12 protein-coding genes are annotated in these 11247 nt (G+C 34.7%); 8 read left to right on the forward strand and 4 right to left on the reverse strand.

The window, feature by feature from the left end:
• Positions 1-17 precede the first annotated feature (17 nt).
• Both pheA and Q0A18_RS00030 read right to left on the reverse strand, forming a co-directional pair.
• Positions 18-866, reverse strand: coding sequence for a prephenate dehydratase (gene pheA / locus Q0A18_RS00025; protein ID WP_292008113.1), 849 nt, complete (start codon positions 864-866; stop codon positions 18-20).
• 6 nt (positions 867-872) lie between these two features.
• Positions 873-1286, reverse strand: a complete 414-nt coding sequence (locus tag Q0A18_RS00030) for a thioesterase family protein (protein ID WP_292008114.1) — start codon at positions 1284-1286, stop codon at positions 873-875.
• A 136-nt stretch (positions 1287-1422) separates the two neighbouring features.
• Between Q0A18_RS00030 and dnaA the strand changes: the two genes are divergently transcribed.
• The 3 genes from dnaA to Q0A18_RS00045 all read left to right on the forward strand — a co-directional run bounded on the left by dnaA (position 1423) and on the right by Q0A18_RS00045 (position 4155).
• A complete protein-coding gene (gene dnaA / locus Q0A18_RS00035; RefSeq protein WP_292008115.1) occupies positions 1423-2877 on the forward strand; it encodes a chromosomal replication initiator protein DnaA in 1455 nt (484 codons plus the stop codon).
• 81 nt (positions 2878-2958) lie between these two features.
• Positions 2959-3405, forward strand: coding sequence for a low molecular weight protein-tyrosine-phosphatase (locus tag Q0A18_RS00040; RefSeq protein ID WP_292008124.1), 447 nt, complete (start codon positions 2959-2961; stop codon positions 3403-3405).
• A 51-nt stretch (positions 3406-3456) separates the two neighbouring features.
• On the forward strand, positions 3457-4155 hold the full coding sequence (locus Q0A18_RS00045; RefSeq protein WP_292008116.1) for an SAM-dependent methyltransferase: 699 nt from the start codon (positions 3457-3459) through the stop codon (positions 4153-4155).
• On the opposite strand, the gene Q0A18_RS00050 is transcribed toward Q0A18_RS00045, so the two are convergent.
• Complete coding sequence (locus Q0A18_RS00050; RefSeq protein WP_292008117.1) at positions 4106-4405, reverse strand: GxxExxY protein; 300 nt, start codon at positions 4403-4405, stop codon at positions 4106-4108. The two genes, Q0A18_RS00045 and Q0A18_RS00050, sit on opposite strands and share 50 nt — an antisense overlap.
• A gap of 146 nt (positions 4406-4551) precedes the next feature.
• On the opposite strand from Q0A18_RS00050, the gene Q0A18_RS00055 reads away from it, so the two are divergent.
• The gene (locus Q0A18_RS00055) at positions 4552-5619 is read left to right on the forward strand and encodes a DUF2891 domain-containing protein (protein WP_292008118.1); all 1068 of its coding nucleotides are present in this window, start codon (positions 4552-4554) and stop codon (positions 5617-5619) included.
• On the opposite strand, the gene Q0A18_RS00060 is transcribed toward Q0A18_RS00055, so the two are convergent.
• Positions 5616-6089 (reverse strand): Mpo1-like protein, encoded by a 474-nt coding sequence (locus Q0A18_RS00060; protein WP_292008119.1) that lies wholly within the window; start codon positions 6087-6089, stop codon positions 5616-5618. The two genes, Q0A18_RS00055 and Q0A18_RS00060, sit on opposite strands and share 4 nt — an antisense overlap.
• A gap of 72 nt (positions 6090-6161) precedes the next feature.
• Between Q0A18_RS00060 and Q0A18_RS00065 the strand changes: the two genes are divergently transcribed.
• From Q0A18_RS00065 to Q0A18_RS00080, 4 genes are all read left to right on the forward strand, one after another.
• Positions 6162-7007: a helix-turn-helix domain-containing protein gene (locus Q0A18_RS00065; protein WP_292008120.1), complete on the forward strand. Its 846-nt coding sequence runs from the start codon at positions 6162-6164 to the stop codon at positions 7005-7007.
• Between the two features lie 90 nt (positions 7008-7097).
• Positions 7098-8408: a TolC family protein gene (locus Q0A18_RS00070; RefSeq protein WP_292008121.1), complete on the forward strand. Its 1311-nt coding sequence runs from the start codon at positions 7098-7100 to the stop codon at positions 8406-8408.
• 7 nt (positions 8409-8415) lie between these two features.
• On the forward strand, positions 8416-9552 hold the full coding sequence (locus Q0A18_RS00075) for an HlyD family secretion protein (RefSeq protein WP_292008122.1): 1137 nt from the start codon (positions 8416-8418) through the stop codon (positions 9550-9552).
• Positions 9553-9568: 16 nt separating this feature from the next.
• Positions 9569-11161 carry an MFS transporter gene (locus tag Q0A18_RS00080; RefSeq protein ID WP_292008123.1) on the forward strand — a complete coding sequence of 531 codons (1593 nt, stop codon included), beginning with the start codon at positions 9569-9571 and terminating at the stop codon, positions 11159-11161.
• The last annotated feature ends 86 nt before the right edge of the window (positions 11162-11247 follow it).

Below are 11247 nucleotides of genomic sequence, written 5' to 3' on the forward strand. Positions count from 1 at the left end.
ATAATAATGTGTTAAAATTAACTTTGTAGTAAAAATTCTTTATAATTTCCCAAAAATTTAACTTCTGTTTGGATGGATTTCAGTTCTTCCAATGCATTTTCATAAAGAACCGGTTCCCATTTTCCAACTACATTAATGAAAAAGAAATAATTTCCTAGGCCTGTTTTCAATGTGCGGGATTCAATCTTGCTCAGGTTCATTTTTCTCCATGCAAATACAGATAGAACCTGATGAAGTCCTCCGGCATGATCTTCAGGAAGCGTGATCAGCAGTCCTGATTTTTCTCCCTGAACTTCTAATGTATTATTTTCATATACAGAATATTTTTTAGAAATAATAATGAATCGGGTATGATTCTGTTCAAAATCGTGGATGTTCCGATTGATGATTTTTAAACCATAAAGATGGGCGGCAAACTGATTAGCTACTGCGGCGATTTTGCGATCAGGATTTTCAGAAACGAATTTAGCAGCTGCAGCAGTAGAAGAAAAATCCTGTTTTGGAATGTATCCGTAAAGGCTGTCCAGAAAATGAAAGCTTTGAGCTAAAGCCTGAGGGTGAGAATATATTTTTTCAACTTCTTCAATTTCATTCTTTGGATGAATCATCAGATGATGGGCTATGGGCATTACTGCTTCTCCCTGAATGCTGATAGACGGGGTTTTATACAGATAATCCAATGTCATAGAAACGGTACCTTCAATAGAGTTTTCAAGGGGAACAACAGCTTTTTCAGCCTCCCCGTTTTCAACAGCACTGAAACAATCCAGTATGTTAGCTTTAGGAAGGAGTTCTTCGCTAGGAAAAAGTTGGGCGGCTGCAAGCTGAGTAAAGCTGGCCTGTGGACCTAAAAATGCAATCTTCATAATTTTTTATTCAGTTTTCCAGTTTTCTTCAATAAGTTTCATGAGAAAATCCGGACATTTAACAATTTTATTAGTTTCAGAACTTAAAAAAAATAGAGTAGTGGAAGCTTCTGTAATTTTGATATGCTCTTCATTGTAAATTTCATATTCAAATTCAATTCTTACTCCGGGCAATTTTTTCAGGTAAGTATGAATTTCAAGATTTTGATCATATAAAGCAGGTCTCAAATATTTAATTTTATACTCTGATACAGGGAGCCAAATCCCTTGGTTTTCAATCTCATTATAGGACATTCCTAACGAACGAAAAAGCTCAACCCTGCCAAGTTCAAAATACTCTGCATAGTTACCATAATATACATATTTCATAGGATCTGTTTCTCCGTAACGTACTCTAACTGAGTGTGTTGTGTGTATCATTTTAAGTCGCTAATTATACATACAAATATATTTTTAAATAATCAATACCTCCAAAATTTTTTTTTGAAAATAAAAAATAGGACCTTTGTCTTCCTCCCAAAAGTGAGTACTAACCGTAGAATTAATCAGGGCTATAATGGATGAAAATTTAATGATGATATGGCAGAAGTGCCTTCAGTTTATGAGAGATAATCTCAATGCAGCTGAAGACAACTCTGATTTAAAAAAACTCGAAAAGTCGTTCGATTTGTTATTTGATAAGGTACAGCCAATTTCTTTGGTTGACAATAATCTTACCTTGATGGTACCAAGCGATTTTTATAAAGAGTATATTGAGGATAATTACCTGTCTCTTCTTTCTGCCGCCCTGAAAAAAAATATTGGCAAAGGAGTGAAGCTGTGGTATTCCGTAATGGAAAATAAGCCTGCTGGAATGGAAAAGCCAGTCACTTTGAACATGAAGGGTAAAAGTGTTCCTACTCCTAAAATTCAGGAAACAATGCCACAAGGTTTTTCATCCAATATCGTTAATCCATTTGTCGTTCCGGGTATTAAAAAAGTAAATATAGATTCCAATCTGAAGTCTGATTTTTCTTTTGATAATTATGTAGAAGGAGAAAGTAATAAATTTGCTGCTACCGTGGCTAAATCTATTGCAAAAAGACCGGGAGCAACAGCTTTTAACCCTTTATTTTTATACGGTGGATATGGAGTGGGGAAAACTCACTTAGGACAGGCGGTGGGACTGGAAGTGAAAAATCAGTTTCCTGATAAAGTAGTTCTTTATTTATCTTCTGAAAAATTTATCCAGCAGTTTATTTCTGCTGCGAAAGCTCATAAGCAAACTGAGTTTGCAAACTTTTATCAGATGGTGGATGTTTTAATCATTGATGATATTCAGTTCCTTTCGGGTAAATCTGCTACCCAGGACAGTTTCTTCCATATTTTCGATTATCTTCATCAGAACGGAAAGCAGATTATCCTTACTTCTGATAAAGCCCCGGCGGATATTATGGATATTCAGGACAGAATTGTATCCCGTTTTAAATGGGGGCTTTCTGCTGAAATAAAATCACCTGATTATGATACCAGAAGGAAGATTATTATTGATAAATTAAGTCGGGATGGTATTGTTCTTACAGAAGATATGCTGGACTTCTTAGCTTCTGAAGCCAAAACCAATGTAAGAGAGCTTATTGGGGTAATTAATTCTGTGATTGCTTACTCTACTATCTATAAATCAGATCTAAGCCTCGACTTATTAAAAGAAACTATTAATAAAATAGCAGCTAATCAGAAAAAAATTATCAATATTCCTTATATTCAGGAAATTGTATGTGATTATTTCGGAATTAAAAGAGAGCAGCTTTTGTCAAAAACAAGAAAAAGAGAAATTGCTTTACCAAGGCAATTAGCGATGTATTTTGCAAAAGAGTTCACTAATGCTACCTTTACTAAAATAGGGGAAGAAATGGGGGGAAAAGACCATTCTACTGTAATGTACGCCTGTGAGACTATAAAAGATGTTTCTAAAATTGACAAAGAGGTGAAAAAGTATGTAAAGGAACTCACCGAAAGAATCAAACATTAAATTGGATAATAAAAATATTAAAAGATGGAGGATAGAGATATTCTTCATTTTTTATTTAGTTTTGTCTTAAATATGGGAATTATGAAAATATTAATGGTGTGTTTGGGAAATATTTGCAGAAGCCCTTTAGCTGAAGGAATTATGAAAACAAAAGTGGCTGATCATTTTTTAGTGGATTCTGCTGGAACAATTTCTCAGCATGAAGGAGAGCATCCTGATAAAAGAGCTGTAAAAACGGCTGCTAATCATGGAATTGATATATCAAAGCAAAGGTCCAGACCTATTACTCAATCGGATATAGAGGAATTTGACAAAATATACTGTATGGATATTGATATATATGAAGATGTGATTTCCAAGACAAAGAACGAAGAACAAAGACAGAAAGTTTCTTTATTTTTAACGGCAGCAGGAGAACTCAAGAATGTAGAAGTTCCTGATCCTTATTGGGGAGACATGAAAGATTTTGAAGAGGTTTTTCAGCTTTTAGATAAGGGGTGTGAAATAATCGCAGAACAATTAAAATAAATCTTTTATTAAGAAATTTTATAATTCATAACATCTAACCATAGCCTATTTATGTTATTCTTATTACCAGCTTTTCTTTCAGAAAATACGTCCATCACTCATTTTGCTCCTGTTATAAAAGAGTATATTTTACAGACGGATTATTTTTTTGTAGAAAATGAAAAAACAGCCAGAAAAGTAATAAAGTTTTTTGCTCCGGAAAAAAAACAGGCAGATCTGAAGCTGTTTCTTTTAGATAAATACACAGAAAATGCAGATATAAAAGAAGCTCAGAACTTAATGATGAAGGGACAGGATTTTGGACTTCTTTCGGAGGCCGGACTTCCCTGTATTGCTGATCCTGGGAATCTGATTGTAAAATGGTGTCATGAAAAAAATATTAGAGTCATTCCTATATCGGGGCCATCATCTATTATTCTGGCGTTAATATCCAGTGGTTTCAATGGTCAGGAATTTACTTTTCATGGATATCTTCCAATTGATAAAAGTGAAAAGAAAAAGCAGATGCTCCACCTTGAAAGCCTGGTTCAAAAGACAGGTTATTCTCAGATATTCATGGAAACTCCTTACCGTAATAATCAACTATTGGAAGATTTATGTAAATTTTTATCGCCCAATACTAAATTATGTATTGCAGCCAATATCAATGATCCCCAACATGAATTTATCCAAACCAAGACCATTGCCAATTGGAAAAACTCTAAACCGGAGCTGCATAAAATTCCAGCGGTGTTTGTATTAGGTAAATAAGGTTTGATTTATCTGACAGATTTAACAGATAATGCAGATTCTTAAGTTCCAAAATAACTTTATCTTCAACTAGAATGTCAATTCTAAAATTAAGACTAAACTCTTTATTATCATAAATAATAGGAAAATGCAATTCAGATTTCACATCCAGGCTGTTTTCTTTAAGTTCATAAACCAATATCTTCTGATAGACAGATTCAACTAAACCTAGCCCTAATTCATTATATACATTGAATATATATTTTCGCACTAAGTATGAAATTTCATTTTCATTCAATGATTTGTGTTTTCTCCAAATTACTTAATCAAAATTAATCTCAGCTCGATTGTATATTTTGAAATAGTTAAATATTTTAATAAAGTTGCCATAAACTTAATTTTTTCTATTTTTATTAAATGAAAAAATATTTCCTGGTACTGGCAGCATCTCCTTTTTTAATATACGCTCAGAAAGCTCCTAAGCTTACAGATGAAATGGCTATTAAACTCTCTGAAAAACCCTTACATTGTATTAATCAGGAGTATCCTAATAAAACTGCCCATATTATTAATAATGAGAAAGAGGTTGCTTTATCTCCAAAAGATTTACATCCCGTTTTTTATGGCTGTTTTGATTGGCATAGTTCAGTACATGGGCACTGGATGTTAGTGAGACTTTTGAAGACAAAACCGGAATTAGTCAACGCTAATAAAATAGAGCAGATTTTATCTCAGTCTTTCCAAAAGGAAAACCTTGAGTCTGAAGCTGATTATTTTACTAAATATCAGTTAACAGGAACTTTTGAAAGAACTTATGGATGGGCCTGGATTCTTAAGCTTGATGAAGAACTCACGACATGGGACGATCCAAGAGCGAAAATATGGCATCAGAATTTGAAACCATTAACAGATCAGATACTCAAGTCCTGGAAATCCTATTTACCTAAACAGACTTATCCTAACAGAACCGGAGTGCATCCTAATACGGCTTTTGCATTATCTTTCGCTTTAGACTGGGCAAGAGCAAATAAGGACAAAGATTTCGAAAACCTATTGATTGAGAAATCAAAATATTTCTATTTGAATGATCAAAAAACGCCCGCTTATTTAGAGCCTGATGGTTCAGATTTCTTTTCTCCAAGTTTGGAAATTGCGGATTTAATGCGTAGAGTTCTGACTCAAAAAGAATTTGTAAAATGGATTGATAATTTCTATGAGAAAAGAAGCTTGGAAAATATAGAGAAAATCCCTGTCGTGAGTGATTTAAGCGATTATCAGACCGTACATTTGGTGGGACTCTCTTTTTCTAAAGCATGGTGTATGAAAGGAATAGCCAATTCCCTTCCGGATAATCATCCATTGAAAAATAAATTTTCGGAAACAGCTAATATATTCTTAAATAATGGATTGCCATTACTGTTTCAGGGCAATTACGGAGGAGATCATTGGTTGGCCAGTTTCGCCGTATATGCTTTGGAAGATTAATATCTGACCCCTAATTTTTTTAAGATAAAACCTAAAAGCCAGATAGGACCTATAAGGAGAAACTGCAAATCCTTTAGAAAAGAAGGTTTCTTCCCTTCGATTTTATGTCCTATAAACTGAAAAATCCATGTAATAATAAATACTGCAAGGTATACCAACCATGCATTTTTTTCAAAACGGATATTAACAGCATAGGCTAAAGACTCCATAATAAGCATAATGAAAAGCATAATAATACTTACCAGTAATGATAACCTAAGATAAAATAAAGTAACAACAGCTATCGCAATAATACTTACAATACTTATACATCCGAAGTAGGAAGCACAAAAATGGGGAGAAGGAATTAATGATATAAATCCTAAAATAGTCCAGAAAATCAGAGGAACACATATCCAGTGAATGGATTTGTTGGTAACGTTTCTGTGGCTTTCACCATATTCAGCAAAGAATAAATCGATTTTTCTCATGGTAATATAATTTCGAATCTCCTAATTTAATAAAATTTTGTAATCGCGAAAGAGAATAATTAAATTTGTAAGATGTCAGTTCTTGAAGAGTTCGGAGTTGAAATATTTACTCAGCATAACATTTTTGAAAGAATCTCTGTCGAAAAACCCTTTCGTCCGGATAACCCAGCCTTTATTTTCGTAAGGTCAGGAAGTATAAAACTCCGGCAGCATTTCAGTGATCTTGAGCTTTCTGCTAATATGTTTATGGTTACGGATCCGCAGACGGTTTATGAAATGGTTTCCGTAAGTGATGACTTTCAGTCCAGGATGGTATCTTATAAGCGTGAATTTATTTCTGCTTTATCATTGAAGTTTAACCGGTTGATTGCATATCGTTACTTCCGACAGCAGATGAACAGGGGAGTTTCTTTTCAGCAGGATGAAATGGAAGTGGTTTGGAAAAGTGTCAATTTTTTAAAATATATTCTTGATTCTTCTACCGAGATGATGTATAAAAAAGAAATTGTAAAACATTTGTTCTCTGTTTTTGCCTATCAGATGGCTGGAATTATTTCAAAAGAAGATAGCAATTCCATGAGTCATATGTCCCGTCAAGAAGAAATTGTTTTTCTATTTTTGAATGATTTGGGAGAATATCATCATACCGAAAAGACCGTTGAATTTTATGCCGAAAGACAATCGATTACAACCAGACATCTTTCCTCTGTAGTAAAAACAATCACAGGTAAATCGGCAAGTCAGATCATAGCTTTAATCATTATTAACGAAGCGAAAGTTCTTTTAAACTCTACAAAAAAGCCTGTTTATGAGATTTCTACAATTCTTGGATTCAGTGATCAATATTCGTTTTCTCACTTTTTTAAAAAGCATTTAGAAGTGAGTCCAAGACAATATCGATATCAGTTTGAAAGTTAAATTATTACATCTGAACATCTTTTTCTAAAGATCAAACATTTGTTTAAACGTATTATCGTAATAACTTTGCCTTCGTAAAAACAAGGTAAAATGATAAAACATATAAAAACAGCACTGTCAATATGGACGGGTCTTTTTCCCGTGCTGTTTTTTTCACAGGAAATAAAGCGAATGACAGCCGGTGAAGTTGCAGATCTGGCATTACAGAATCATCAGCAGCTCAAGGTTACAGCTCAGAATATTGATATAGCCAAACAACAGACTGAGGTCACTAAACTACAAAAACTACCTATACTGACTGCTTCTACTAGTCAATACTATTTAGGCGATGCAGTAGCTATTGAAAAAGATTTTTCGAACTCGATGAATGTTCCGATGCCTCATTATGGAAGCTCTTATGCTGTGCAGGCTACTCAGCTGATTTTTAAAGGAGGCTTGGTTAATAAATCTATTGAACTGGCAGGGCTTCGGGAGCAGTTATCAGAATTGGATCTTGAAAAGAATAAACAAGATGTTCGTTTTTTGGTGATATCCAATTATCTGGATATATATAAGATTTTAAATCAGGAGGTGGTTTTTCAGAATAATAAGAAACTGGCTGGAGAGCGACTTAAAAATATTCAAAAATTTTATCAACAGGGGATGGTTACCCGAAATGAGGTAATCAGAGGTGAACTGGCTATTAAAAATTTAGACCAGGGCATTCTTACGCTAGTGAATAATAGAAAAATTCTGAATTATAATCTGAATATTGCTTTAGGACTTCCATCTGAAACTGAGATTATTCCCGTAGAGAATTTAACGAATAAAGAACAGGGAATAGGGCTGGACTATTATATGGATTTGGCACATAGCAGTAATCCACAGATGAAATCCGCGCAAACGAACATTGATGTTGCAGAAAAAAATATTGAAATTATAAAAACGGATAAAATGCCGACACTTTCCGGCTTTGGAGGATATACTCTGCAAAGACCTATTACCACCAGGAATCCTGTTGTCGACATGTATTCGGGAGGCTGGCAGGCAGGCGTTTCTTTAAGCTATAATATTGATAATTTATATAAGACGAAGGAACGTGTGAAATTAGGAGAAATACAGAAGTCTCAAGCCAATGATGCCCTGACTTTAGTTCAGCAGAATATTGATATGGGAGTGAATGCTGCTTATGTAAAATATCAGGAATCTATTCAACAGGCTGAGATTTTAAATGATGCTAAATTACTGGCAGAAGAAAACTATAAGATTACGGAAGCCAAATACTTAAATCAATTGGCAGTTCAGGCGGAAATGATTGATGCACAGAACCAGAAGTTACAGTCCGAGTTAGACTATGTAAATGCCGAAATCAATGTATTGTATCAGTATTACAATCTTTTAAAATCTACCGGAACCCTTTAATTTAAAAATGGAAAACAAGACAATGGAAAACAAGGAAAATACCACTCAAAATACGGCATCATCAACTGCAAAACCAAGTAATAGTGCTACTGTAAAAAGAAAAGAAAGAAAGAAAAATAAAATCAGGGCGATCATATCCAATATTGTTGTTTTTATACTTCTTGGGTTTGGGCTGTTCTGGCTGATCCGGGAATATTTTCATATTGGGGATAAAAACTATACAGAAGCGGCACAGGTTGAAGAATTTATCAACCCGATTAATACAAGGGTTGCTGCCTATATTAAAGAAATTAAGTTTATTGAGCATCAGCATGTGAAAAAAGGAGATACTCTGGTGATTTTAGATGACCGTGAACTTCTTACTCAGCTGGGGCAGGCAGAAGCTGCCTACCAAAATGCCATAGCGCAGAAGATGGCAACAGGTTCATCCATTAATACAGTGTCTAATAATGTGAATGTAATGGAATCCAATATTGCAGGAGCAAAAGCCAGATTATGGAATGCAGAGCAAAACTTAAATAGATATAAAAACTTATTAGCTTCTGAAGCGGTTACAAGACAGCAGTATGATCAGGTGAAAACAGAATATGATGCCCAGAAAGCAGCGTATGAAACATTGGTTAATCAAAAGCAGTCCGCAAACTTGTCTACAACTGAAGTGAGAAGCAAATTAGAGATTAATGAAGCGGAGATCAAAAGAACGAAATCAGCGTTGGATATGGCGAAAATTAATCTTTCCTACACTATAATTACAGCTCCCTATAATGGGGTAATGGGAAGAAGAACCATATCCGAAGGCCAGCTTATTCAGCCGGGTCAGCAAGTGGCAACCATTGTACTGAACGGACAGAAATGGGTAACAGCTAACTTTCTGGAAAGTCAGATGCCTTATATTAAGATCGGACAAAAAATGGAAATGACAGCCGATGCACTGGGAGGACAAAAGTTTGAAGGGGTGGTAACTGCTATTTCTGCCGCTACGGGTTCAAGATATTCAAGTGTACCGACTGATAATTCAACAGGGAACTTTATTAAAGTACAGCAAAGAATTCCGGTGAGAATCGAATTCACAAAAGCCAATAAAAAAGAAAATATTGATAAGCTGAGTGCCGGAATGAATATGAATATCAGTATTAATAAATAAGATATCGGACAACTGAATGTATAATAAAGGATTATATAATGACTGGGTACCCAAACCTGTCCAGCTTTTATTAATAGTATTGCTTCTTACGGTAGTAATGCCTTTGGGAGGAGTGTATACCGGAAATATTAGCTTCATGGTAGGGAGGACAGGTGCACTTTCAGAATACTTTTTGTTGGCCAATTATGCCACTACGATTGGGATGGGGGCATCCATGCCTTTAGTTCTAAGAATGAAGCTGAGATTTAAAGTAAGGGATAAAATTACCGTACTGCTAGTTCTTTTAGGAATGATGAGTTATATTAATGCTACCACGCTACAGCCGACTATCTTTGTAGTGACTGCATTAATTATAGGCTTTTGTAAAATGATGGTTACTATCGAGCTTTTTCTTCCATTGATGATGATCATGGGGAACAGAGGGGTGTTCTATGGAGCATTTTACACTTTTGTACTCGTCCTGACACAGGTTTCCAACTATTATGCGGTGGAGATTTCCATACTATATAATTGGCAACATTTCTTTATTTTGGCATCTATAGGCTGTTTTGTCATGGCTTTGGTCTCTTGGGTTTTTATGCATGATAAATATTTTGCTCTGAAAGTACCTTTGTACTATATTGATTGGCTAAGTATTCTTTTGTTTATTTCAACATTTACCTTTTCTGCGTATGTCTTTTCGTTTGGAAAGCAACAGGATTGGCTGAATTCTCCTAAGATTGTCAATATGAGTATAGCAGCATTCGTGAGTTTTGCCTGTATGATAATCCGTCAGCTGACTTTGAAAAGACCTTATATTTCATTTAAAATATTTGGGAAGAGCAATGTTCAGCATGGATTGTTTATGTTACTTTGGGTGGGAATGTATTTAGGTACAGCCTCCATACAAAATACATTTTCTGTAGGGGTTTTAGGATACGATCAGCTTACCAATGCTAAATTAAGCTTGCTGATGATACCTGGGATTATAGTTGCCGGTATCGTTGCGATTATTTGGTTTAAAAAAGATAAGCCTTTAAAAATGTTTGTTTTTTCAGGATTTGCCGCCATGTTAGGATATTCAATTATCATGTATTTCTCTATGGTTTTGGAGTTTAATTATGAAAGATGGTATCTGCCCATGTTCTTGAAAGGCTATGGAATGTGCTCATTATTTATAGTTGTATGGTATTACACACTAGATAAACTGGAAATGGATGATATGTTGGCTGCTATTGGATTGGTATTGGTTTGGAGAACTTTTTTGGCCGTAGGTTTTTTCTCAACATTATATGCATGGGTTCAATATCGATTCCAAATTATAGCAATTGGTGATCTTGCGGTTTATATGGACGGGATGATCTTTACTCCTCAGAATATGGCTTCGAATCTTAAAATAACACAATTTAATGCTATTCTTATAGCTAATAAGAAGATATTCGGTTATATTACTTTTGCCGGAATAGGGGTGTTGATCTATATTCTCACACATCATTTCGGGAGAGAACGCTTTAAATATGTAAGATTTATAAGAGTGCTGAGCGGTAAATCTGTAATTGCCAGAAGAAGAATAAGAGAACGTAAAAGATTGACACACGAAATAAAAGATGCAGCAGGACCTGCAGTATAAAAACTTACCTTGTTTTTCATCTGTGAAGCTTCAATTTATTTATGAATTGGGGCTTCACGCTTTTATATTTTAAAACAGGAAATTTA

It is taken from the genome of Chryseobacterium sp., assembly GCF_022712095.1.
In the GTDB taxonomy this organism is placed as follows: Bacteria; Bacteroidota; Bacteroidia; order Flavobacteriales; family Weeksellaceae; genus Chryseobacterium.